This window comes from Streptomyces saintjeani, from assembly GCF_055409605.1.
On record NZ_CP189624.1, the window covers coordinates 505,865 to 529,217 of the forward strand.

A 23,353-nucleotide genomic window follows, 5' to 3' on the forward strand; every position below is an offset into this window, starting at 1 on the left:
GTCAGCGCTCCTCTCGCGTAGCCGCCAGCGCGACGGCGAACTCGCCCGCGACCCGGGCCGTGGACAACAACACCGCACGGGTGGCGGCGGCGCTGCGCCCGGCCGTGACGGACGTGAGCGCCCGCATCAGGAACGGGCTGATCGCGTTTCCCCGCACGCCGGCCGCATCGGCCTCGGCCAGCGCGGCGGCGATCGCGGCCTCGATCTCGTCCCCGTCAAGAGCGTCCTGCTCGTCGATGGGAGCCGTCAACAACACGGACCGGTCCCCGTTGACCTCCCAGTGCAGCCAGGTGGCCCGAGCCGCGACCGCGAGATCGTCGACCCGGCTCACCGGAACGTCGGACTCGCGGACGTAGAACGCGGGCAGGGTCCCGGTCCGGTACCCGAGAACAGGTACCCCCGCGGTCTCCAAGTACTCGGCGGTGAGCCCGAGATCGAGGATGGACTTGGCCCCGGCGCACACCACGGCGACCCGGCTCCGGGTGAACTGCTGAAGGTCCGCGGACACGTCGAACGTCTCCTGGGCCCGCCGGTGCACCCCGCCGATCCCGGCGGTGGAGAACACCCCGATCCCGGCGCGGGCGGCGGGAACGACCGTACCGGCAACGGTGGTTGCGCCGAGCCCGCCACCGGCGAGGACGGCCCCGAGGTCCCGGGCGCTGACCTTCGGCACCCCCTTGCTGGAGGCGAACCGCTCGATGAGGTCGGCGTCCATGCCGACGACGAACTTCCCGTCGACGATCCCGATGGTCGCGGGAACGGCCCCCCGGTCCCGCACCGCCTTCTCGATCTCCAGCCCGAGTTCCGTATTGGCGGGATAGGCAGGCCCGTTGACGATGAGCGAGGACTCCAGCGCGACGACGGGACGGTGCTCGTCGAGGGCGGCACGCACCTCTTCACTGACGGCGAGAAGCGAATCCATGGGGCCGGCTGCCTTTCCGTGGGCGTCGATACGCCGCACACCCTGCCGGTCGGCGCGAGGAGTCCGCATCACGTGAAGACGTGATGTCCGCAGGGCGCGCGGCGGGGAGGATGGGTCAGGAGTCGGACTCGTGCTGGAGGGCGTGCCGCACGAGCTGGACCCGGCTGCGGATGGCCAGCTTCGCGTAGACGTGCCGCAGATGCGTGTCCACGGTGTGCGGCGAGACGACGAGCCGCTCGGCGACGGCGCGATTGCTGAGGCCGGTGGCGACGAGCCGGGCCACCCGCAGCTCCGCACAGGTGAGGCTGTGCCAGCCGGTGACCGGACGCGTCCGGGAGGTTTCGGTCGGTGACATGCGAGCGAGCCTCACGCAGTCCGGCTGGACGGGTCAACGCCGGTCGCCAGAGATCGTCAGGTGCCCGGGAAGTGTGTCAGGTCGAGGCTCGCCGGGATCACGCGTGAGCAGCAGCGCGAGCAGCGCGACGAGGCAGCACCCGGTCATGCCGGTGAAGAGCGGTACGGCGGTGTCGTCGCCGCCCAGCCCGATGAGCGGCGCGGCGACCGCCCCGAGGACGCCCTGGAGGGTGCCGAGGACGGCGGAGCCGGTACCGGCGGCGTACGGAACGCGTTCGATCGCCAGCGCCGTCGCCGTACCGAAGACCTGCCCGAGGCCGAGGAACGTGACGGCGATCAGCCCGAGGGCGAGGACGCGGTCGAGGTGGCCGCTGAGGGTGACCAGGAGCGCGGCGGCGCTGGCGGCGAACATGGTGAACAGGCCGATTTTCAGGAGCAGTCGGGGTGGGTAGTGGCCGACGAGTCTCGTGTTGGCGGTGCTGGAGAGGGTCGCGGTGAGGGCGCCGAGAGAGAAGGCGACGGACGCCTGTCCGACGGTGAGGCCGAGGACGTTCTGGAGAAGGAACGCCGAGCCGGAGATGTACGAGAAGAGGGCGCCGCAGGCGAAGACGAAGGCCAGCGTGTAGCCGACGTACACGCGGTCGGCGAGGACGGAGCGCGCGGTCTGGAGGGTGGCCGCGACCCCGCCCGCGCGGCGGCGCTCCGCCGGGAGGCTCTCGGGGATGAAGAACAGCGCGGCGATCAGCATCAGCAGGGTGATCGCGGCGAGGGCCCAGAAGACGCCGCGCCAGCCTCCGGCGTGGGTGACGACGGCGCCGCCGGCGAGGGGGGCGACGATCGGGGCGATGCCGCCGAGGGCGATCAGGACGCCGAACAGCTTCGCCGCGACGGCGCCGGTCGCGACGTCGGAGACGACCGCGCGGCCCACGACGAGCCCGGCGGCGCCGCTGAAGCCGGTGACGAAGCGCAGGGCGATGAGGGTGGCGAGGTTCGGGGAGAGTGCGCACAGGGCGGTGGCGAGCGCGCACACCGCCGCGCCGACGAGGATGGGTCGGCGGCGGCCGTGCCGGTCGGAGAGGGGGCCGAAGACGAGTTGGCCCGCCGCCTGGCCCAGCAGGAAGGCGGTGAGGGTGAGTTGGACGCCGGAGGCGTCGGTGCCGAGGTCGTCGGCCATCTTCGGGAAGGCCGGGAGGTACATGTCCGTGGCGAGCGGCATACCGAAGGAGAGGAGGGCGAGGGTCGCGGTGAGGAGGGCGGCGGGCCGGGGTGGCGAGGACATCTCGGGCTCCAGGCAGGTTCGTGAGGAGTGGCGTACGTCGTGAACAGCTCGTCGTGGATAGCTATAGATATATAAGCATTGTTAGAGTGGGCGCATGGACGCGAAGGCCGACGCCGAACTCCTGCGCGAGGCGCGGGACTTGGCCCCTGTGCTGCACACCCTGGGGCGCGTCCTGCGCCTGCGCGGCACCGCCGAGGCCGGGCTCCCCGCACTGCCCCCGGCCGAACTGGACGTGCTCCGCCAGCTCCTGGACTCCCCCGGCAGCGGAGTCGGCGTGCTCGCGCAGGAGTTGGGGATGCACGCGAGCAACGTCAGTACGACCGTGCGCGGACTGGTCGCGCGGGGGCTGGTGCGCCGGGAGCCGGACCCGGCGGACCGGCGTGCCGTACGGCTCTTCCCGACCATGGCGGCTGTCCAGGGCATGGCGATGATCGAGCAGGAGTGGGCGCGGCTGTTCGCGGAGTCCCTGGGGGCGCTGACGCCCGGCGAGCGGGCGGCGCTGTCGGGGGCGGCCCCCGCGCTGCGCTCGCTCGCCGGGTCGTTGAGGGCCTGTGTCACATCCCCGGCCGGATAGCGCGCGTCGTCTGGTGCGTGCGATCGCAAGGCGCCGGAGCGCCCGCGTGGCGGAGTCACGTGGGCGGTTCGGCAACGCGGCGAGCGTGCGTGCCAGGCGGCGGGCGCCCGGCCGGGGATGTGACACAGGCCCTCAGGGCCCGCCGTACGGACGACGGGCCCCGGCCGGTCACAGCTCGACGCGTACCCCGTACGACCTGACCCAGCGGTCGAACTCGACGAGCCGTTCCAGGACCGCCCGTGCGCTCCAGGGGCCGCCCATCGCGTAGCTGCCGTCGGGGGCGTCCAGCAGGCGGCGGATCTCCTCGCGGGAGGCGAGGAGCAGGACGGGTGCGCCGTCGTCGGCGATGACCGTCTCCAGGCGCTCGCGCAGCGCCTGTTCGTAGCCCTTGTCCTGGGTGGACGGGTAGGGGGTCTTCTTGCGGTCGAGGACCGACTCCGGGAGGACTCCGCGCATCGCGGCGCGCAGGAGGCTCTTCTCGCGGCCGTCGAAACTCTTCATCGCCCAGGGGACGTTGTAGACGTACTCGACGAGCCGGTGGTCGGTGAAGGGGACGCGTACTTCGAGGGCGGTGGCCATCGAGATGCGGTCCTTGCGGTCGAGGAGGAAGTTCTCCCAGCGGGTGAGGTTGAGGTACGTCAACTCCCGCATACGCGCCTCGTGTCCGCTCTCCCCGGCGAGCCGGGGCACCTCCTCCAGGGCCTCGGTGTAGCGCTGTTTGACGTACTCGGTCAGCCCGAGCCTGCTCCACAGGCCCAGCGTGCGCAGCGCCCCCATGCCGCCCGCCTTCTCGAAGGGGTGGTGCCAGGGGAAGGTGTCGGCCTCGACGGCGGCCGGGTCGTGGAACCAGGTGTAGCCGCCGAAGAGTTCGTCCGCCGCCTCACCGGACAGGGCGACGGTCATGCGCTCCTTCAGCGCCCGGCACAGCAGCAGGAGGGAGTACTCCATGTCGCCGGTGGAGACGGGCAGGTCCTGGGCGCGCAGGACCTGTTCGCGTACGTCGTCGTCGAGGACGTCGGCGTTGTCGAGTTCGACGATGACGTGCTCGGCGCCGACGTGCCGGGCGACCTCGACGGCGAACGGGGTGTCGGGGTCGGTCCATTGGACGTTCGCCTCGAACTGTTCGCCGAGTCCCTTGTAGTCGACGGAGAACGCGAGGACGGGCTTGTCACTGGAGCGGGTCGCGAGCGCGGTGACGGCGCTGGAGTCGAGGCCGCCGGACAGGAGCGTGCCCACGGGGACGTCGGCGACGAGCTGGCTCGCGACGATCTCCTCAAGGAGCGCACGGACGTGGGCGATGGTCGTGTCGAGGTCGTCGGTGTGCTCGTGCGCGGCGAGGCGCCAGTAGCGGACCTCCTCGCTCCCGGAGCGCGTGAACCGCAGCACCGTACCCGGCAGGACCTCCCGCATCCCCTTGAACACGGCGTGGCCCGGCGTCTTCACGATGCCGAAGACCTCCCGCAGGCCCTCGGCGTCCACGACGGCCTCGGTGTCGGGGTGCGCGAGGATCGCCTTGGGTTCGGAGCCGAAGATCACACCGTCCGCAGTGGGCCAGTAGTAGAGGGGTTTGACGCCCATCCGGTCGCGGACCAGGAGGAGTTCCTCGGTGCGCGGGTCCCACAGGGCGAGGGCGTAGATGCCGGTCAGGCGCTCGGCGAAGCCGACTCCCCACTCCTCGTAGGCCCGTAGGACCACCTCGGTGTCGGAGTCGGTCCGGAAGGCGTGCCCGAGCGCCCTCAACTCCTCGCGCAGTTCTTGGTAGTTGTACGTCTCGCCGGTGTACGTGAGGACCGGTCCGGCCTCCGCCTCCATCGGCTGCCGGCCGCCTTCGAGGTCGATGACGGCCAGCCTCCGGTGGGCCAGCAGCGCACGGGGTGAGGTCCACACCCCGTGCGAGTCCGGCCCCCGGCACTCCAGTGTGCCGTTCATGGCCTCGGCGACAGCTGTGTCCCCGCTCAGATCACGCTCGTACCCGATCCAACCGGCAAGTCCGCACACGGCGAACCCCTCTCCTCGTCAGGACATCCGCCCGAGCCTGCCGAGGCGGGAGGGGAAGGGGCAATGCGGTGATCACGACTCCGTCAGGTGGACAGGGTTCACCAGGTCACGGGCAGCTGCTCCACGCCGTGCACCGCGCGTCCGGCGAACGCGAACTCCTCCGGTTCCTTAGCCAGTTTCAGACCCGGCAGGCGCTCGAACAGCATCGGCAGCGCGATCTGGAGTTCCGCGCGGGCCAGGGACTGGCCGAGGCAGTGGTGCAGGCCGTGACCGAAGGCGAGGTGTCGGTCCAGTTCGCGGGTGAGGTCGAAGGTGTCGGGGTTCTCGAAGACCGCGGGGTCGCGGTTGGCCGCCTGGAGGGCCACGACGACGCCCTCACCGGCGCGGATGGTGACCCCGGCGATCTCGACGTCCTCGGTGGCGATCCGCCGCATGCCGATGTGGACGATCGTCAGGTAGCGCAGGAGTTCCTCGATCGCGCCGGGTACGAGGCTGTCGTCGGCCCGCAGCGCGGCGAGCTGGTCGGGGTGGCGCAGGAGGGCGATCGTCCCCAGCGAGAGCATGCTGGCCGTCGTCTCGTGCCCGGCGATGAGGACCTGTACGAGGAGCCCGGCGGCTTCGGCCGCGGTGGCCTCGCCGGTGGCGACGCGCTCGGTGGCGAGGCGGCTCATCAGGTCGTCGGCGGGGTCGCCGGCCTTCACCGCGAGGAGTTCCTGGAGGTAGCCGAAGAGGGCGCCCCAGCCGGCGCGCATCGCCTCGGGGCCGGCCGAGACCGTGGCGAACGCGGCGGCCTGGCGGTGGATGAACTCCCGGTCGGAGTACGGGACTCCGAGGAGTTCGCAGATCACCAGGAGCGGCAGCGGGAGGGTGAAGTGTTCGACGAGGTCCGCCGAACGCCCTTGTGCCTCAAGGCCGTCGACGAGTTCGGCGGTGATCCGCCCGATCGCCGGGCGGAGTTGCTCCACCCGGCGGAACGTGAACTCGGGTATCAGCATGCGGCGCAGCCGGGTGTGGTCCGGCGGGTCCATCGCGAACAGCTGGCCCGGGGTGCGCGGGGGCGTCGTCGGCTGGAGCCCCGGGAAACCGGGCCGGAAGTTCTCGGAGCTGAACCGGGCGTCGCTGAGGACGGCTCGCGCGTCGTCGTACCGGGTGACCAGCCACGGGTTCAGGTCGCCCCAGAGGGTGATGCGGTCCAGGGGGCGTTCGGTGATCCAGCTCCGGTACTCGGCGGCGGGGTCGAGGAGGGGGCGTTCGGCGGGGAGCGAGGGCGGAGTGGGGGGGCATGTGAGCACTCTTTCCGTCGTTCGTTCAGGACGTCTCCGGCGCGCCCGGCTCTGCCGCGAAGCGGACGAGTTTCACCAGGTCAGACAGGGAAACCGTGATCGAGCCGGGCCTGCTGGGATCGTAGGCGAGTTACTTCACCTTTCACACACTTCTCGACCACCACGCACGTGAAGAAATCATGTGGGTCGGTCACTTCACGGTTTGTCGCTGTTTGTACGTGCTTCAGTGCACCAGGAGGTCGATCACCCCCGTCAGGCTTTCCTCCCCGCCGCCCTCCGCGAGCCGGCGGCGCATCAACGCGAAGTACGGGGCGAGCAGTTCGGTGCTGACGCCTTGCTGTTCGGCGGTGTTCAGGAAGGTCGGCGTACCGGCCGTCTGCATGGCGAGGGACGAGACGACGCCCTCGGTGTAGTCGCCGGTCCGCAGCTGGTCGGCGGTCTGGTGCACCGACGGGGCCATCGCCGTGAGCCAGTCGGCGAGCAGCGGGGCGAGCGACGTGGGGTCGATGCCCTCCTTGCGGATCAGGGCGAAGGCGTGCGCGGCCCCGGCGAACATGCCGTACATCGCGCTGAGCAGCGCCACGTCGTACAGGGCCGCGAAACCCGCGTCGTCGCCGACGTACGTGGTGGCGACCGGGGCGGCCAGGGTCTCCCGGTGCTGCTCGAACAGCTCCCGCGAGCCGCTGTAGAAGACGTATCCGCCGGCTTCGGGTACGCCGATCATCGGGGGGACGGCCATGATCCCGCCGTCCAGGTAGCGGGCGCCGCGCTCGCGGGCCCACTGCGCGCGGGCGCGGGCCTGGGCGGGGGTGCCGGTGGTCAGGTTCACCAGGTCGCGGCCCGTCAAGTCGGTGTCGGACAGCGCCTTTTCGACCGTGGCGTCGTCCAACAGGCAGACGACGACCAGGGAGTTCGCGGCGACCGCCTCGGCGGCGGTGTCGGCGACCCGTGCGCCGTCGGCCGCGAGGGCGGTGGTGCGGGACGGGGTGCGGTTCCAGACGGTGAGCGGGTGACCAGCGGCGAGCCAGGCGCGGGCCAGTTCGGTACCCATCGCGCCGAGGCCGAGCAGGGTCACGGGCGTCTTCTCAACTGCGTTGCTTGTCATGCCGATTAGGCTCGTCGCGGGCCCGGTGGTGATCAAGTACGCACTTCGGAGTGGGTGGTTACCCCGGGGTGAGTGAGCACGTCGGAAGGGTACGGAATGACGACGGTGAACCGGCCGGGCGGACCGGACGGACACGCCTGCGGCATCGACACGGCCATGGAGGTGATCGGCGGCAAGTGGAAGGTGCTGATCCTGTGGGCCCTCCACGAACACCCCTGCCGCCGCTTCGGTGAGCTGCGGCGTCTGCTGCCGGGGGTCACCGAGAAGGTCCTCGCCTCCCATCTGCGGGAGATGGAGACGGACGGGGTGGTGCTGCGCGTCTCGTACGACGAGGTGCCGCCTCGGGTCGAGTACTCGTTGACCGAGGACGGGGTACGGCTGAACGAGGCGCTGGCACCGCTGGCCGCGTGGGGGCGGGGGCGGGCCGAGGTGGGGGGCTGATCGCCCGGCCGCCGTTCAGCCTCGCGCTTCCCGGCGTCACTTCCTCAGCGCCGACAGCGGCCTGGCGATGTCCTCCAACGACCGGCGTTCGGCCGCGATCGCCAGCGCCACGGCCACCAGGCCCGCCGCGCACATCAGGCCCGCGCCGATCGAGAAGGCCGGCACCGTGTCGGCCACGCGGACCGTTTCCGTGAGGTCCGCGAGCCCTCAAGCCCGTCGAGCACCCACACGGTCCCGAGCCCGATCACGACGGTCCGGTGCCACCGCGACCAGGGCAGCCGGCTCCTCCGGGCCGGAACTCATCTGCGGGCGAGCCGGCCCGCGAGGGTGTCGGCGAACTCCTGTGCCCGGTCCAGCTGCGTGCGCAGGTCCGCGACCCGGTGCTGCGCGGCCCGTTCGACGCCCCGGATGCGGTCGAGGAGGCGGGCGCGTTCGCGGGGCAGGAGGTGGACGCCGGAGTCCAGGCGGTCCATGGCCTCCAGGAGGGCCCGCGTCTCGTCCAGGGTGAAGCCGAGGGGTGCCATGCGGCGGATGACCATGAGGCGGGCCACGTCGGACTCGGTGTAGAGGCAAAAGCCGCCCTGGGAGCGGGCGGAGGGGGTGACGAGACCGGCGTCCTCGTAGGTGCGGATCGTGCGCAGCGACAGTTCGGTGCGTGCGGCGACCTCGCCGATCTGCATGTGCTCGCTGCTCACGCGGGGTGTGCCCCTCTCTCTGTCCGTGCCGTACGGCGCTCTTTCATAGCGCGTCGCCGAATCCGCCCGCACATTTCCCGCCACCACGGGCACCCGGCGCCGTACGCGTTCCCGGCCGGCCGAAAGGTTCACCCCATCTCCCCGCTTCGACCTGCCGATTCACACATGGACCGAGCTGCGACACCCTAAACCCGATCTTCGCTAAGGATCTCGAAACAGTTCGGACACGAGCCCATAACACTGGCAGGTCGGCGGACATACAACTCCGAGTCCGGGCAGGCGCCCCGGCACGACGAAAACGTTTGCTCGATCAGAGGACCACTTGATGCTCAGCCAGACCGTCCTGACCCGCCGCCGGCTCCTCGGCCTTGCCTCGGCCGGTGCCCTCGCGGGGGTCGCCGCGTGCAGCAAGACCGAGAGCGGGGGCGCGAGCGACGCGGATCTGCTCGCGAGCCTCAGGAAGCGGGGGTACGTCAAAGTCGCATACGCGAACGAGGCGCCGTACGGATTCGAGGAGGGCGGCGACCTCAAGGGGGAGGCGCCCGCGCTGCACGCCGAGGTGTTCAAGGCGCTCGGCGTACCGGAGCTGCGGCCGGTGTTCTCGGAGTGGGACGGGCTGATCCCGGGTCTGCTGGCGGGGAAGTACGAGGTGATCAGCGCCGGCATGGCGATCCTCCCCGACCGCTGCGAGAAGGCCGCCTTCTCGGAGCCGGAGTTCATCTCGCCGACCGCGATGATGGTCCCGGCGGGGAACCCGAAGAAGCTCACCGACCTGGAGTCGGCGAAGCGGGCCGGGGTCACCCTCGGGGTGATGTCGGGAGCCGCCGAGAAGGGGTACGTGGAGGCGGCCGGGATCTCGTCCGGCAAGGTCAAGACGCTCACGAAGCCGCAGGACGGCGCGGACGCCGTGAAGAACGGGCGGATCGACGCCTTCGTCCTCACCGGCATCTCGCTGCGCTGGCTGGCGAGGACGAACAAGGGCCTGTCGGTCACCGAGCCGTTCGTGCCGATGGTCGGCGGGGTCAAGCAGTACAGCCCGGGCGGCGCCGTCTTCCGCAAGAGCGCGACCTCCCTGCGGAACGCCTTCGACACCGAGCTGAAGAAGGTCACTTCGGACCGCGCCCGGTACGTGAAGCTGCTCTCCCCGTACGGATTCACCGCCGCCGAACTCCCGCCCGCGAACCTGACGACCGCGCAGTTGTGCGCCGCGTGACGCGGAGGCACGGCCATGGGTGACTTCCTGTCCGTCTTCTTCTCCGAACTCCCCTCTGTCGGCTCGGGGTTGTGGGTGACCGTCGAGGCGACCGCGCTGGGCGCGCTGCTCGCCGTCGCCGTCGCGTTCGCGTGCGGCCTGGCCGCCGAGGCCCGCCCGCGCGCCCTGCGCTGGACGTCGCGGATCGTCGTCGAGTTCTTCCGGGGCACGTCCCTGTACATCCAGCTCTTCTGGCTGTACTACGCGTTCCCGCTGCTGACGGGGTACGAGTTCGGCCCGCTGGTCTGCGGGGTCCTCGCGTTCGGCCTGAACTACGGGGCGTACGGCTCCGAGGTCGTCCGGGGCGCGCTCGCCGCCGTGCCCGGCCCGCAGCGTGAGGCCGCCGTGGCGCTCAACTTCACTCCCTTGCAACGGCTTTACCGCATCGTGCTGCCGCAGGCGTGGCCGCAGATGATCCCGCCGTTCACGAACCTCCTCATCCAGATGCTGAAGGCGACGCCGCTGCTGTGGCTGATCTCGGTGGCGGATCTGACGACGGTGGTCCAGACGCTGCGTGACCGTACCGGCGAGACGGTGCCCGCGTATCTGACGCTGCTGGTCCTGTACTTCGCGCTGGCGTGGCTGCTGACGGCCGGGATGCGGGTGCTGGAGCGGCACGCCGCCGCGCGCCTCGGACGGACCTCGATGGTCATGACCGGAGGCCGCCCGTGAACTACCCATGGAACTGGGAAGCCGCCCGCGAGGCGCTCCCCCTGCTGCTCGAAGGCTTCAGGACCACTGTCCTGGCAACGGTGTTGGGCACTCTCGTCGCCGCCGTCCTCGGCCTCGCGCCGGCGATCGGCGGGCGTGCGCCGAGCCGCCTGGTGACCTTTCCCTTGAAGGCGGTGCTGGAGTTCGTGCGCTCCACCCCGCTGCTGGTCCAACTCGTGGGCGCGTACGCGGTGTTCACCTCCGTCCCGCCGCTGACGATCGGTGTCGCGGTGCTCGGCGTCCACTACTCCGCGTACCTCGCCGAGGTGTACCGCGCCGGCATCGACGCCGTACCGAAGGGCCAGTGGGAGGCCGCGCGGGCCCTGTCGCTGTCGCCGTCGCGGACCTGGCGGGACGTCGTCCTGCCGCAGGCGGTCCGTACGGTGCTGCCCGCGCTCGGCAACTACGCGATCGCCATGTTCAAGGAGACCCCGTTCCTCGCCGTGATCACGGTGTCGGAGATGGTCGCGCGGGCCCGCGAGTACGGCGCCGACCACTTCGCCTACCCCGAAGCCTTCACCCTCGCCGGACTGGTCTTCCTGCTGGCGAGCTACCCCACCTCGCTCGCCCTGCGGAAACTGGAGCAACGCCTTGGCCACTGACATCGCACCCCATCCCCAGAACAGTCCTGTGACCGTGCCGCCGATGATCCGCTTCGAACGGGTCGTCAAGCGCTACGGCGAGCACACCGTCCTCGACGAGCTGGACTTCCGTGTCGAACGCGGCCGGCACATCACGCTGATCGGCCCGTCCGGCTCCGGCAAGACCACCATCCTGCGGCTGCTGATGACGCTGGAGCGGGTGTCGGACGGCGTGATCTGGGTGGACGGCGAACCGCTGTCGCACCGGCGCGCGGACGACGGCTCCCTGAAGCCCGCCGACGAGAAGCACCTGCGGCAGGTCCGGCGCCGGATCGGCATGGTGTTCCAGCACTTCAACCTGTTCCCGCACATGAACGTCCTGCGCAACATCACCGAGGCCCCCGTACGCGCTCTCGGCCGGCCCAAGGAGGAGGCCGAGGCGCGGGCGCGGGAACTCCTCGACATGGTCGGCCTCGCGGACAAGGCGCTGGAGCATCCGACGCGGCTGTCCGGCGGGCAGCAGCAGCGCGTCGCCATCGCGCGGGCGCTCGCGATGGAGCCGGAGATCCTCCTGCTCGACGAGGTGACCTCGGCGCTGGACCCCGAACTCGTCTCCGGCGTCCTCGACCTGCTGCGGGAGATCGCGGCCACGACCGACATCACGCTGCTGTGCGTCACCCACGAGATGGGGTTCGCGCGGGACGTCTCCGACGAGGTCCTGATGTTCGACGCGGGGCAGGTCGTGGAGGCGGGAAGCCCCGAGCAGCTCTTCAACGCGCCGAGTCACCGCCGCACGCGGGAATTCCTGAGCGCCGTGCTGTGAACTCCCGTACTTCGGCGCGCGGTCCGCCGGACCGCTCCCCCGCACGTGCCCCCGTTCCCGACCCTAGGGACTCATGCCCTTCCAGCCTGCCCTGACCATCGACCGACCGACCGTGGACGACGGTGCCGCGCTGTGGCGCATCGCCCGTGACTCCCGGGTTCTCGACCTCAACTCCCCCTACAGTTACCTCCTTTGGTGCCGTGACTTCGCGGACACCTCGGCCGTCGCGCGGCACGAGGGCGAACCGGTCGCGTTCGTCACCGGCTATCTGCGGCCCGACCGGCCCGGCACCCTCTTCGTCTGGCAGATCGCCGTGGACGACACCCATCAGGGCCGGGGCCTCGCCGGTGCCCTGCTCGACGCGCTGACCGTACGGGTCGCCGCGTCCCGCGTGGAGACCACCATCACGCCGGACAACTCTGCCTCGCGCGCGCTCTTCGCGTCGTACGCGGCGCGCCACGGGGCCGGTGTCGAGGAGACCGTCCTCTTCGACGACGAGCTGTTTCCCGGCGACGGGCACGAGCCCGAGGTGCTGCACCGCATCGGCCCCCTTCGCTGAACCACCCCCCCACCTTTGTCTGGAGTACCCGCATGACCACCATCGAGACGCCCATGAGCACGTTCGAACTGCTGGAGTCCGAGGTCCGCAGCTACTGCCGGGGCTGGCCCGTCGTCTTCGACCAGGCCCGGGGCAGCCGGCTGTGGTCCGAGGACGGCCGCCGCTACCTGGACTTCTTCGCCGGTGCCGGTTCCCTCAACTACGGCCACAACAACCCCGTACTCAAACGCGCGCTGCTCGACTACCTGGAGAACGACGGCATCACGCACGGCCTGGACATGGCGACCACCGCCAAACGGGCCTTTCTCGAAAGCTTCCACGACCTCGTCCTCAAGCCGCGCGGCCTGCCGTACAAGGTGATGTTCCCGGGGCCGACGGGGACCAACGCGGTCGAGTCCGCGCTGAAGCTGGCGCGCAAGGCGAAGGGGCGGGAGTCCGTCGTCTCGTTCACCAACGCCTTCCACGGGATGACGCTGGGGTCGCTCGCGGTCACCGGGAACGCGTTCAAGCGGGCCGGGGCCGGGATTCCGCTGGTCCACGGCACACCGATGCCGTTCGACGACTACCTCGACGGGCAGGTCCCGGACTTCCTGTGGTTCGAGCGGCTCCTCGCGGACACCGGGTCCGGGCTGAACCATCCGGCGGCCGTCATCGTCGAGACCGTGCAGGGGGAGGGCGGGATCAACGTCGCCCGGCCCGAGTGGCTGCGCGGGCTCGCGACGCTGTGCGAGCGGCACGACATGCTGCTCATCGTCGACGACATCCAGATGGGGTGCGGTCGTACGGGGTCCTTCTTCTCCTTCGAGGAGGCGGGGATCACGCCGGACATCGTCACCGTGTCGAAGTCCATCAGCGGGTACGGGCTGCCGATGGCGCTCACCCTGTTCAAGCCCGAACTCGACCTGTGGGAGCCGGGTGAGCACAACGGGACGTTCCGGGGGAACAACCCGGCGTTCGTGACGGCGACCGCCGCGCTGCACGCGTACTGGGCCGACAAGGAGACGGAGTTGCGTACGGCGCTCCTCGGTGAACAGGTCGAGCAGCGGCTGCTCGCGCTGTGCGCGGAGAACGCCGGGGCGTCCTGCCGGGGGCGGGGGCTGGTGTGGGGGGTCGAGTTCGAGGACCCGGAGCGGGCGTCCGAGGTGTGTGCGCGGGCCTTCGAGCGGGGGCTGCTGCTGGAGACGTCGGGGCCGCAGGGGGAGGTCGTGAAGCTGCTGCCGGCGTTGACGGTGAGTGAGGCGGAGCTGGACGAGGGGCTGGACATTCTCGAACGGGCTGTGCGGGCGTCGGGCTGAGCGGAGGCGCGGGCGCGGGGCAGGCGCCCCGGCGCCCCAGCACACCGGCACACCGGCACACCGGCACGGCATACAAAAAGATTGGCGTAAAAATGATCATCAGATCTCTCGCGGAGATCGAGAACACCGACCGTCACGTCCGGTCCGCGTCGGGCACCTGGGAGAGCAAACGCATCGTCCTCGCCCGCGAGAAGGTCGGGTTCTCGCTGCACGAGACGGTGCTGTACGCCGGGACCGAGACCAGCATGTGGTACGCGAACCACGTCGAGGCGGTCCTGTGCGTCGAGGGCGAGGCGGAACTCACCGACGACGAGACCGGCCTCACCCACCTCATCTCCCCCGGCACGATGTACCTCCTCGACGGCCACGAGCGGCACACCCTGCGGCCCAAGACCGACTTCCGGTGCGTGTGCGTGTTCAACCCGCCCGTCACCGGCCGTGAGGACCACGACGAGAACGGCGTCTATCCCCTGCTCCTGGAGGACTGATCCCATGACCACGCTCACCGACCTCTACCCGAGCCGTGGCCCCCGCGAAGTCACGACCCCCCGTCAGGACCCGGTCGTCTGGTCGGCCCCCGGCACCCCCGGGCCCATCGCCCCGGCCGGCCTCGCCTCCTACGACACGGACGGCTTCCTCGCGGTCGACCGGCTCATCGAACCGGCCGAAGTGACCCGCTACCGCGCCGAGTTGGACCGCCTCCTGACCGATCCCTCGGTCCGCGCCGACGAGCGCGCCATCGTCGAACCCCGCTCCGGCGAGGTCCGTTCCGTCTTCGAGGTGCACCGGATCAGCGAGGTCTTCGCCGGCCTCGTCCGTGACGAACGCGTCGCGGGCCGGGCCCGGCAGATCCTCGGCTCCGACGTGTACGTCCACCAGTCCCGCATCAACGTCAAGCCCGGTTTCGGCGCGTCCGGCTTCTACTGGCACTCCGACTTCGAGACGTGGCACGCGGAGGACGGCCTGCCTCGTATGCGCACGGTCTCGGTCTCCATCGCGCTCACCCCCAACCTGGACACCAACGGCGGCCTCATGATCATGCCGGGCTCGCACCGGACGTTCCTGGGGTGTGCCGGGGAGACTCCGCGCGACAACTACAAACGCTCTCTCCAGATGCAGGACGCGGGCACCCCGTCCCACCAGGCCCTGACCGAACTGGCCGACGCCCACGGCATCCGCCTCTTCACCGGTCCCGCCGGATCGGCGGTCTGGTTCGACTGCAACGCGATGCACGGCTCCGGCGACAACATCACCCCCTACCCCCGCTCCAACCTGTTCGTCGTCTTCAACAGCGTCGACAACGAGGCGGTGGAACCCTTCGCCGCACCGGTCCGACGCCCCGAGTTCATCGGGGCGCGGGACTTCACACCCGTACGGTAGGCGGGACAGCGGCGGATTCCTGGCGATCGGGGATATCCGAGATACCGGGGATGGTCGTGGCGCCGCTGCCGAAGCCGCGGACGCGGTGGCTGGCGCCGGCGGCGGGGGTGGCCGACGGGTTCCATCTGTTCATGCGGGTCCGGGGTTCCGGCCCGCCCCGACGCGCCGGCCGTCCTCGCGCTGACGACCTTCGACCTGGACGAGTACCTCTTCGGCGTCCTGCGCGCGGCCGGTTTCGTCCTCACGCACGACCCGGCGACGACGCTCCTGGAGGGCATCCGCGCGGTGGCCCGGGGCGAGGGCTTCGTCTCCCCCGGCCCCACGCTCCGCCTGATCACCCGCGTCGCCCACGAGGACCCCGCCGGCCTGACGCCCCGCGAGCGCGACGTCCTCGCGCTCCTCGGCCGCGCGATGACCAACACGCAGATCGCCCGGCACCTGCACATCGAGGAGAGCACGGTCAAGACACATGTCCAGAGGGTGCTGTCCAAACTGGGCGTGCACACCCGGGTGGAGGCCGCGCTCGTGGCGAGCCGCGCGGGGCTGTGACACCGGCGGTTCGTTCGGCCGGTCTCAGGCGAGGGTGACCTCGACCGGCAGCCGTTTGATGCCGTTGACGAAGTTGGAGCGGACGCGGGGCACGTCGCCCGCGAGGCGGATGCCGGCGATCCTCGGGATCAGCTCCTCGAACATGATGCGGATCTCGGTGCGGGCCAGCAGGTTGCCGAGGCAGAGGTGGGGGCTGCCCTTGCCGAAGGTGACATGGTCGTTGTCGGCGCGGGCGACGTCGAAGTCGTAGGGGTTGCCGAAGACGTCCTCGTCGCGGTTGCCGGAGGCGTACCACATGACGACCTTGTCGCCCTCCTTGATCCGCTTGCCGCCGAGTTCGACGTCCCGGGTCGCGGTGCGGCGGAAGTGGTAGACGGGGGAGGCCCAGCGCAGGAACTCCTCGACCGCGGTGGGGATCAGCGACGGATCGTCCTGGAGGCGGGTGAGCTGCTCGGGGTGCTGGAGGAGGGCCAGCATGGAGTGGGTGATGGTGTGGCGGGTGGTCTCGTTGCCGGCCACGACCAGGAGCAGGAAGTAGTTGTCGAAGTCCTGGTCGGAGAGCGGGATCCCGTCGCGGGGCGCGGAGTTGACGAGCCGGGAGACCAGGTCGGTGCCGTCGCCGCCGCGTCGCTGCCGGGCCAGCTCGCGGCCGTACGCGAAGACTTCGAGGGAGGCGGGGGAACGGAACGGCAGATCGCGGTACTTCTCGCTCTCCGCGCTGTTCAGCAGGACGTCCGCGTAGTCGGGGTCGGTGTTGCCGATGATGCGGTTGCCCCAGTCGATGAGCTGCTGGTTGTCCTCGGGGGGCACGTCGAGGAGGCGGGCCAGGACGTTGATGGGGAAGTCGGCGGAGACCTCCTTGACGAAGTCGAACGTGCCCTTGGCGAGGGCCGCGTCGAGTGTCTTCGCGGTCAGGCCGCGCAGGAAGTCGCCGTAGCTGTTGATGACGCTCGCACCGAACTGGCGTTGCATCAGGCTGCGCAGCGCCCGGTGGCGCACGCCGTCCAGCTCCAGGATCGAGGCACGCTTCTTGATCTGGTCCTCGTCGACCTCCTCCAGGTTGACGAACCTCGTGGAGGTGAAGGTCTCCGCGTCACGGTCGACGCGGGCGATGTCGGCGTGCCGGGTGACCGCCCAGAAGCCGGAGTTGGGGGCGTCCTCGGGCTGCCAGTGGACGGGGTCCTCGTGGCGCAGGGTGTGGAACATCCGCCACGGGGTCACTCCGTCGGTGAAGTTGTCGAGGTCGGCGAGGTCGACCCGGTCCAGGGGCAGGGGCTCGCGCATGGCGTCGGTCGCGGTGGGGGCGGGCGGCACAGTGGTCATGGGGTGTGGGCTCCTCGGTGTCACAGGTGGTAGGCGTACTCGGTGAACTCCCAGTCGGTGACGTGCCGTTGGAAGCGTTCGACCTCGTTGCGCTTGTAGGCGAGGAACGAGGTGGTGAAGTCCTTGCCGAGCACTTCGGTCAGCGCGGTGTCCGCCTCCAGGGCGTCGAGGGCGGCGGACAGGCTCGTGGGCAGGATCGCGGCTTTGGCGGTGTCGTAGCCGTAGCCCTCCAGCGGGGCCGGGGGCTCCTCGCCGGCCTGGATGCCCAGCAGGGCGGCGGCGAGGGTGGCGGCGATCAGCAGGTAGGGGTTGGCGGTGGCGTCGCCGAGGCGCAGTTCCAGGCGTGAGCCGGGGCCGCGCTCAGGGGGGATGCGGACCATCGCGCTGCGGTTGTCCAGCCCCCAGTCGATCAGCCAGGGGGCGAGGGTGTCCGGCCCGAAGCGTTTGTACGAGTTCACGGTCGGGTTGGCCAGCGCGGCGAGCGCGGGGGCGTGGGCGAGGACGCCGGCGAGGGCGTGCCGGGCGGCGGCGGACAGGCCGTACGCGCCCGCGGGGTCGTCGAAGGCGTTCTGGCCCTCCGCGTCCTCGCAGGACAGGTGGAGGTGGAAGCCGGAGCCGCCGGCGTCGTTGAACGGCTTGGCCATGAAGGTGGCCAGTCGGCCCTCCTGACGGGCCAGTTCCTTGACGGCGGCCTTGAAGCGGAAGGCCCGGTCGGCGGCGTCGAGGGCGGCGGAGTGCGTCAGGTTGATCTCGTACTGGCCGCCGTCGAACTCGTGGTTGCCCGCGAGGACGCCGATTCCCAGCTCGCGCAACTGCCGCAGGGTGCGCAGGAGGTGGTTGTGGGGGTCGGCGCGCAGGCCGGCGGTGTAGATGGCGCCGGTGGTCTCCGGCACGCGCCGCCAGCCCGGGGCGGCGCCGGGGGCGGACTCCAGCAGGAAGTACTCCAGCTCGGGACCCACGACGGGGCGCAGCCCGTGCTCCGCGCACCGGTCCAGGACGGAGCGCAGCAGGTCACGGGGCGATTCGGGGGCGCTCATGCCGGTCGCCGGGTCGGTGACCTCGCCCAGGCAGGTCGCCACGCCGGGTTCCCAGGGCAGCGCGGTCAGGGTGGACAGGTCCGGCCGTACGCAGATGTCCGGCAGTCCCGCGTCCAGGATGCCGCCGGCCGCGACGACGTCGCCCTGCGGGCTGGTGTGGTACACGGCCCGGCAGAAGGCGAGCCCGTGGGCGCAGGCGGCCGGCAGGCTGTCGAGCAGGACGTCGCGGGCACGGTCGGTCCCGATGAGGTCGGGATAGACGACCCGGACCACGTCGATGCCCTGGGCGGTGAGCCGTTCCATGTGCTGACGGACGTCTGGGGTGTCGGATGCGCTCACCGATGTCTCCTCGGGCGGATGGGGATGGGTGGCGGCGGAGCGGCGGGCAGGACCCGGCCTGTTGTTTGAGGCCAAACGGTATGGGCGGCTCCTTGGAGCCGCAAGAGGCGGACCCGAAAAAATTATCCACCTGGACAGGTATTGACCAGGGGTGGACGGCTTCCTATGTTGTTTGAAGCCAAACGAGATGACACTCCGACGCTCCGACGCTCTCACTCCCAGGAGGACCGGCCATGCAGGTCGTCGTCGACATGAACAAGTGCCAGGACCACGGCCAGTGCGTCTTCGCGGCACCCGACGTCTTCCGGCTCGACGACAACGGGCGTCTGGCCTACGTCAGCGACCCCGGCGACGCGCTGCGCGACGAGGTCGAGGAAGCCGCCGACGTGTGTCCCCTCCAGGCCATCCGGATCGAGGACTGAGCCCATGACCGGACACATCGTCGTCGCCGGCGCCTCCATGGCCGGCCTGCGCGCCGCCGAGCAGCTGCGCGCGGCGGGCTGGACCGGGGCCGTCACGCTCGTCGGCGACGAACCCCACATGCCCTACAACCGGCCGCCGCTGTCCAAGGAGGTCCTCGCGGGCAGGGCCCCGTTCGAGTCGCTGGCCTTCCGCCCCCGCGCGAGCGTCTCCGACGTGCGGTGGCGCCTGGGCACGAAGGTCGTCGCGGCCGACTTCGGCCGGCGGCTCGTCGAAGTCGACGACGGCGAAGCACTGCCGTACGACGGACTGGTCGTCGCCACCGGCATGCGGCCCCGGCGCCTGTCCTGCCCCGGCCCGCTCGCGGGACGGCACACCGTACGCACCCTCGCCGACGCCCGGGGTCTCCGGGACGGGCTGACCCGGCCGGGCGTGCGGGTCGTCGTGGTGGGCGCCGGTTTCATCGGCTGCGAGGTGGCCGCGACCGCCGTCGGACTCGGCGTCGCCGAGGTGACCGTCGTCGACCCGCTGCCGCTGCCCATGGTGGGCCCGCTCGGCGATCTCCTCGCCAGGGCGCTGCTCAAGCGGCACGAGGACCGGGGGGTGCGTTTCGCGCTCGGCACCGGTGTCGCCGGGTTCGAGGGCGAGGACCGCGTCACCGGCGTCGTGCTGAGCGACGGCACCGTGCTGCCCGCCGACATCGTGGTCGAGTCGGTGGGCTCGGTCGCCAACACCGAATGGCTGGAGGGCAACGGGCTCGACCTGACCGACGGGGTCCTCACCGACGAGGGGTTGCGGGTCGGCGGACACCCCGAGGTGGTCGCGGTCGGCGACGTGGCGCGCTTCCCCAACGCCCGCTACGACGGCGTCCCCCGCCGGGTCGAGCACTGGTGCATTCCCACCGACACCGCCAAACACGCCGCGAGGACACTGGTCGCCCATCTCACCGGCCAGGAAGCCGGGTTGACGCCCTTCGCACCGCTGCCCACCTTCTGGAGCGACCAGCACGACTTCCGGTTGCAGTCCTTCGGAGCGCCGGTCCTCGGCAAGGACGACGTACGTGTGCTGGAGGGCGACCCCGATGGTGACGTCGTCGTCGGCCACCACGCCGGCGACCGGCTGATCGGTGTCGTCGCCCTCGGCGGCCGGGCCGTCGTGGCCGCCGCGACCCGCTACCGCGCCGAACTGCTCCAGCAACCTGCCTTCACCGCCTAAGGAACCCTGCCCATGACCACCGTCCGTGGATACCTCCACCCCAAGACGGCGACCGGCGCCTCGTCGCTGATTCCCGCCCCGCCCTGGCGCTACTCCGGCGACCTGCTCACCGTCGAGTACCGCACCGACCCCGCCCGGGTGCGCGAGCTGCTGCCCGAGCCCCTGGAACTCGCCGACGAGGACCCCGGCGCCGTCGCGCTGATCTGGGCCGACTGGCAGTCCTGCTCGGCGTCGGGCCAGGAACTGCTCGACCCCGTGCTCTCCCAGTACAAGGAGGCATTCGCGGTCGTCCGCTGCAAGTACCACGGGCAGACCTACTCGCGCTGCGTGTACATCTGGGTCGACAAGGACTTCGCCATCGCCCGCGGGCTGCACCAGGGCTACCCGAAGAAGCTCGGCTCCATCCACCAGACCCGCCCCCACCCCTACGGTCCGGCGCCGCGCATCGAGGCCGGCGCCCGCTTCGGTGCCACGCTCGCCGCCGCCGACCGGCGGCTCGCCCAGACCGTGGTCACCCTGCGGGAACCGGCCGAGAGCAACGGCTTCGTCAACAGCCACCCCATGGCCCACCACCGCTGGCTGCCCTCGGTCGAGAAGGGCAAGGGCCTCGCCCTCGACGAACTGATCGAGACCGGCGCCGCATCCTTCGAGGCCGGGCAGGCCTGGCGCGGCGACGCGGAGCTGGAGCTGTTCGAGGCGCCCACCGAGGAACTGGCCCGGCTGGAGATCCGGGAGCCGATCGCCGCGTACTACCGGCAGGTCGGCGTGGTGTGGGACGGCGGACGGCTGCTGGAGTCCGGCACGTCCGGCGCCGAGTGACGCCCCCTCATGCGGATACGACTGGGAGACCGGACATGACCGACCACATCACCACCGTCGCCGGGGTCGCCGTCGACACACGGCACTGGATCGGCGGCGAACGCGTCGCCTCCACCGAGACGTTCACCGACGTCTCGCCGATCGACGGCAGCACCCTCGGCGAGATCGCCCGAGGTGGCCCCGCCGAGGCCGAGGCCGCCGTCACCGCGGCGAAGGCCGCCTTCCCCGGCTGGGCCGCCACCCCCCGCGCCGAACGCGCCCGCATCCTGCACGCCATCGCCGACGGCGTGGAGAAGCGGATCGAAGAGCTCGCGATCGTCGAGACGCACGACAACGGCGCCCTGCTGCGCTCGCACCGACGGGGCGTGATGCCCCGGGTGGCGCACAACTTCCGTTTCTTCGCGGACTGGCTGCTGCGGCTGGAGCACGAGGACTTCGAGACGCGCGGGCACACCAACCACGTCAGCTGGGACCCGGCCGGCCCCTGCGTGCTGATCACCCCGTGGAACGCGCCGCTCATGCTGGCCACCTGGAAGGTCGCCCCCGCGCTCGCCGCCGGGAACACGGTCGTCCTCAAGCCCGCCGAGTGGACCCCGCTGACCGCCTCGCTGCTCGCCGACATCGCCGCCGAGGCCGGGTTGCCCGCCGGCGTCCTCAACGTCGTCCAGGGCTACGGCTCCGAGATCGGCGACGCCCTCACCTCGCACCCGGACGTACGGCGGATCAGCTTCACCGGGTCCGTGCCGACGGCGCAGCGCATCGCCGCGTCGGCCGCCGCGAACCTGACGCCGCTCAGCCTCGAACTCGGCGGCAAGTCACCGCTGCTGGTGTTCGCGGACGCCGACCTGGACCTGGCCGTCGACCTCGCGGTGGAGCAGTACGACAACGCCGGGCAGGTGTGTCTGGCGGCCACCCGGTTCCTGGTCGAGGAGTCGGTCGCGGAGGAGTTCACGCGGCGCTTCACCGACAAGGCGAGCCTCCTGAAGCAGGGCGACCCGCGCGACGAGGCCACCGACGTCGGGCCCACCATCCACCCCCGCCAGTTGGAGAAGATCGACGGGTTCGTGCAGCGGGCCGTGGCGGCCGGGGCGCGGGCGGTCGTCGGCGGCCACCGCGAGGACGGCCAGTACTACGCGCCCACCCTGCTCACCGGCGTCGCCCAGAACTCGGAGATCGTGCAGGAGGAGGTCTTCGGCCCGGTCCTGACCCTCCAGACCTTCACCACGGAGGACGAGGCCGTCCGCCTCGCCAACGACACCCGCTTCGGCCTGGCCGCCACCCTCGCCACCGGCGACCGCGAGCGCGCCGAGCGCGTCACCGCCCGGCTCGTCGCGGGCACTGTCTGGGTCAACTGCTTCTTCGTCCGCGACCTCCAGGCGCCCTTCGGCGGCTCCCGCCACTCCGGCGTCGGCCGCGAGGGCGGCACGTGGAGCTTCGACTTCTACTGCGACGTCAAGAACACCGTCACCGCACCGAACGGATGGAACAGCCATGGGTGAGATCGTCGGCGCGGGCCTGCTCGCCCACGTCCCCACCATCGTCCTGCCCGAGGCCACCCGGCTGGAACTCAACGAGGGCAAGGAGATCACCCTCGTCACCGGCCTCCAGCAGCTCCGCGAGGACGTCTTCGAGTCCGACGACTACGACACCGTCGTCGTCCTGGACTCCCACTGGGCGACCACCGTCGAGTTCGTCGTCACCGCCCAGCGGCGCCGGGCCGGCCTGTTCACCTCCGAGGAGCTGCCGCGCGGCATGTGCCGGATGCCGTACGACTTCCCGGGCGACCAGGAACTTGCCCAGAACATCGAGAAGTTCGCCGACAAGCACGGCACCTGGATCACCGCGATCGAGGACGAGTACCTGCCGATCTACTACGCCACCATCAACCTGTGGAAGTTCCTGGGCGAGGGGCTGCCGGACAAGCGGTGGGTGACCATCGGCGTCTGCCAGACCGGCGACATGGAGGACCACCTGCGGCTGGGCCGGGCGCTGGCCGACGGCATCGCCGCCACCCCGGGCCGCCGGGTCCTGCTCATCGCGTCCGGTGCGCTGTCGCACACCTTCTGGCCGCTGCGCGAGCTGCGCGAGCACGAGTCGAGCGACCCGGTGCACATCTTCACGCCCGAGGCCCGCGAGGCGGACCACGAACGCATCGCCTGGTTCAAGGAGGGCCGCCACGACAAGGTCCTCGACACCATGGACGAGTTCTGGAAGGTCAAGCCCGAGGCGAAGTTCTTCCACTACCTGATGATGGCCGGCGCACTGGGCGAGCGAGCCTGTGCCGCCAAGGCCCGCCAGTACGGCGAGTACGAGAACTCCATCGGCACCGGACAGGTCCACCTCTGGTTCGACCGCCCCGCCGACGGCTGGACCGCCGCCCCCGCACAACCGTAGTCAGG

Annotated in this window: 25 protein-coding genes and 1 pseudogene; 16 read left to right on the plus strand and 10 right to left on the minus strand. The window is 70.9% G+C overall.

Going from position 1 to position 23,353, the window contains the following annotated elements; all coding sequences use genetic code 11:
• Nucleotide 1: 1 nt before the first annotated feature.
• The 3 genes from ACQCO7_RS02325 to ACQCO7_RS02335 form a co-directional block, all read right to left on the minus strand.
• Nucleotides 2–922 (minus strand): pseudouridine-5'-phosphate glycosidase, encoded by a 921-nt coding sequence (locus ACQCO7_RS02325; protein WP_010356084.1) that lies wholly within the window; start codon nt 920–922, stop codon nt 2–4.
• Between the two features lie 115 nt (nt 923–1,037).
• Entirely contained in the window at nt 1,038–1,277 is a 240-nt protein-coding gene (locus ACQCO7_RS02330; RefSeq protein WP_010356085.1) for a response regulator transcription factor, read from the minus strand.
• 33 nt (nt 1,278–1,310) lie between these two features.
• Entirely contained in the window at nt 1,311–2,555 is a 1,245-nt protein-coding gene (locus tag ACQCO7_RS02335; RefSeq protein WP_464070189.1) for a multidrug effflux MFS transporter, read from the minus strand.
• Nucleotides 2,556–2,649: 94 nt separating this feature from the next.
• On the opposite strand from ACQCO7_RS02335, the gene ACQCO7_RS02340 reads away from it, so the two are divergent.
• On the plus strand, nt 2,650–3,129 hold the full coding sequence (locus ACQCO7_RS02340) for a MarR family winged helix-turn-helix transcriptional regulator (RefSeq protein ID WP_464070190.1): 480 nt from the start codon (nt 2,650–2,652) through the stop codon (nt 3,127–3,129).
• Nucleotides 3,130–3,297: 168 nt separating this feature from the next.
• On the opposite strand, the gene asnB is transcribed toward ACQCO7_RS02340, so the two are convergent.
• From asnB to ACQCO7_RS02355, 3 genes are all read right to left on the minus strand, one after another.
• Nucleotides 3,298–5,127 (minus strand): asparagine synthase (glutamine-hydrolyzing), encoded by a 1,830-nt coding sequence (asnB, locus tag ACQCO7_RS02345; protein WP_464070191.1) that lies wholly within the window; start codon nt 5,125–5,127, stop codon nt 3,298–3,300.
• Between the two features lie 98 nt (nt 5,128–5,225).
• On the minus strand, nt 5,226–6,419 hold the full coding sequence (locus tag ACQCO7_RS02350) for a cytochrome P450 (RefSeq protein ID WP_464070192.1): 1,194 nt from the start codon (nt 6,417–6,419) through the stop codon (nt 5,226–5,228).
• Nucleotides 6,420–6,633: 214 nt separating this feature from the next.
• Nucleotides 6,634–7,515, minus strand: a complete 882-nt coding sequence (locus ACQCO7_RS02355; RefSeq protein WP_464070193.1) for an NAD(P)-dependent oxidoreductase — start codon at nt 7,513–7,515, stop codon at nt 6,634–6,636.
• 96 nt (nt 7,516–7,611) lie between these two features.
• Between ACQCO7_RS02355 and ACQCO7_RS02360 the strand changes: the two genes are divergently transcribed.
• A complete protein-coding gene (locus ACQCO7_RS02360) occupies nt 7,612–7,956 on the plus strand; it encodes a winged helix-turn-helix transcriptional regulator (RefSeq protein WP_464077127.1) in 345 nt (114 codons plus the stop codon).
• A gap of 36 nt (nt 7,957–7,992) precedes the next feature.
• On the opposite strand, the pseudogene ACQCO7_RS02365 reads toward ACQCO7_RS02360, so the two are convergent.
• Together ACQCO7_RS02365 and ACQCO7_RS02370 are read right to left on the minus strand one after the other, a co-directional pair.
• Nucleotides 7,993–8,157, minus strand: a pseudogene (locus tag ACQCO7_RS02365) (MFS transporter); the annotation flags it as partial.
• A gap of 98 nt (nt 8,158–8,255) precedes the next feature.
• A complete protein-coding gene (locus tag ACQCO7_RS02370; protein ID WP_464070194.1) occupies nt 8,256–8,651 on the minus strand; it encodes a MerR family transcriptional regulator in 396 nt (131 codons plus the stop codon).
• 325 nt (nt 8,652–8,976) lie between these two features.
• Between ACQCO7_RS02370 and ACQCO7_RS02375 the strand changes: the two genes are divergently transcribed.
• The 9 genes from ACQCO7_RS02375 to ACQCO7_RS02415 all read left to right on the plus strand — a co-directional run bounded on the left by ACQCO7_RS02375 (nt 8,977) and on the right by ACQCO7_RS02415 (nt 15,801).
• Complete coding sequence (locus ACQCO7_RS02375) at nt 8,977–9,864, plus strand: transporter substrate-binding domain-containing protein (RefSeq protein ID WP_464070195.1); 888 nt, start codon at nt 8,977–8,979, stop codon at nt 9,862–9,864.
• 15 nt (nt 9,865–9,879) lie between these two features.
• A complete protein-coding gene (gene ehuC, locus ACQCO7_RS02380; protein WP_464070196.1) occupies nt 9,880–10,575 on the plus strand; it encodes an ectoine/hydroxyectoine ABC transporter permease subunit EhuC in 696 nt (231 codons plus the stop codon).
• On the plus strand, nt 10,572–11,216 hold the full coding sequence (gene ehuD / locus ACQCO7_RS02385) for an ectoine/hydroxyectoine ABC transporter permease subunit EhuD (protein ID WP_464070197.1): 645 nt from the start codon (nt 10,572–10,574) through the stop codon (nt 11,214–11,216). The genes ehuC and ehuD overlap by 4 nt, the downstream gene beginning before the upstream one ends.
• 43 nt (nt 11,217–11,259) lie before the next feature.
• A complete protein-coding gene (ehuA, locus tag ACQCO7_RS02390) occupies nt 11,260–12,018 on the plus strand; it encodes an ectoine/hydroxyectoine ABC transporter ATP-binding protein EhuA (RefSeq protein WP_464070198.1) in 759 nt (252 codons plus the stop codon).
• 73 nt (nt 12,019–12,091) lie between these two features.
• Nucleotides 12,092–12,577, plus strand: a complete 486-nt coding sequence (gene ectA / locus ACQCO7_RS02395) for a diaminobutyrate acetyltransferase (RefSeq protein ID WP_464070199.1) — start codon at nt 12,092–12,094, stop codon at nt 12,575–12,577.
• 32 nt (nt 12,578–12,609) lie between these two features.
• The gene (ectB, locus tag ACQCO7_RS02400; RefSeq protein WP_464070200.1) at nt 12,610–13,872 is read left to right on the plus strand and encodes a diaminobutyrate--2-oxoglutarate transaminase; all 1,263 of its coding nucleotides are present in this window, start codon (nt 12,610–12,612) and stop codon (nt 13,870–13,872) included.
• Nucleotides 13,873–13,964: 92 nt separating this feature from the next.
• Complete coding sequence (locus ACQCO7_RS02405) at nt 13,965–14,360, plus strand: ectoine synthase (RefSeq protein ID WP_464070201.1); 396 nt, start codon at nt 13,965–13,967, stop codon at nt 14,358–14,360.
• Between the two features lie 4 nt (nt 14,361–14,364).
• Nucleotides 14,365–15,252, plus strand: a complete 888-nt coding sequence (gene thpD, locus ACQCO7_RS02410) for an ectoine hydroxylase (protein ID WP_464070202.1) — start codon at nt 14,365–14,367, stop codon at nt 15,250–15,252.
• A 285-nt stretch (nt 15,253–15,537) separates the two neighbouring features.
• Entirely contained in the window at nt 15,538–15,801 is a 264-nt protein-coding gene (locus ACQCO7_RS02415) for a response regulator transcription factor (RefSeq protein WP_464070203.1), read from the plus strand.
• A gap of 24 nt (nt 15,802–15,825) precedes the next feature.
• On the opposite strand, the gene ACQCO7_RS02420 is transcribed toward ACQCO7_RS02415, so the two are convergent.
• Together ACQCO7_RS02420 and ACQCO7_RS02425 are read right to left on the minus strand one after the other, a co-directional pair.
• Nucleotides 15,826–17,124, minus strand: coding sequence for a cytochrome P450 (locus ACQCO7_RS02420; RefSeq protein ID WP_464070204.1), 1,299 nt, complete (start codon nt 17,122–17,124; stop codon nt 15,826–15,828).
• 20 nt (nt 17,125–17,144) lie between these two features.
• Nucleotides 17,145–18,500, minus strand: coding sequence for a glutamine synthetase family protein (locus tag ACQCO7_RS02425; RefSeq protein ID WP_464070205.1), 1,356 nt, complete (start codon nt 18,498–18,500; stop codon nt 17,145–17,147).
• Nucleotides 18,501–18,733: 233 nt separating this feature from the next.
• On the opposite strand from ACQCO7_RS02425, the gene ACQCO7_RS02430 reads away from it, so the two are divergent.
• Genes ACQCO7_RS02430 through ACQCO7_RS02450 form a run of 5 tightly spaced genes read left to right on the plus strand, consistent with a single transcriptional unit; the run spans nt 18,734 to nt 23,348 of the window.
• Nucleotides 18,734–18,922 carry a ferredoxin gene (locus ACQCO7_RS02430; RefSeq protein ID WP_464070206.1) on the plus strand — a complete coding sequence of 63 codons (189 nt, stop codon included), beginning with the start codon at nt 18,734–18,736 and terminating at the stop codon, nt 18,920–18,922.
• Nucleotides 18,923–18,926: 4 nt separating this feature from the next.
• Nucleotides 18,927–20,135, plus strand: coding sequence for an NAD(P)/FAD-dependent oxidoreductase (locus tag ACQCO7_RS02435; protein ID WP_464070207.1), 1,209 nt, complete (start codon nt 18,927–18,929; stop codon nt 20,133–20,135).
• 12 nt (nt 20,136–20,147) lie between these two features.
• Nucleotides 20,148–20,954: an acetoacetate decarboxylase family protein gene (locus ACQCO7_RS02440; RefSeq protein ID WP_464070208.1), complete on the plus strand. Its 807-nt coding sequence runs from the start codon at nt 20,148–20,150 to the stop codon at nt 20,952–20,954.
• A 35-nt stretch (nt 20,955–20,989) separates the two neighbouring features.
• Nucleotides 20,990–22,453 carry an aldehyde dehydrogenase gene (locus tag ACQCO7_RS02445; RefSeq protein ID WP_464070209.1) on the plus strand — a complete coding sequence of 488 codons (1,464 nt, stop codon included), beginning with the start codon at nt 20,990–20,992 and terminating at the stop codon, nt 22,451–22,453.
• The gene (locus tag ACQCO7_RS02450; protein ID WP_464070210.1) at nt 22,446–23,348 is read left to right on the plus strand and encodes a 3,4-dihydroxyphenylacetate 2,3-dioxygenase; all 903 of its coding nucleotides are present in this window, start codon (nt 22,446–22,448) and stop codon (nt 23,346–23,348) included. Before ACQCO7_RS02445 ends, ACQCO7_RS02450 begins: the two co-directional genes overlap by 8 nt.
• The last annotated feature ends 5 nt before the right edge of the window (nt 23,349–23,353 follow it).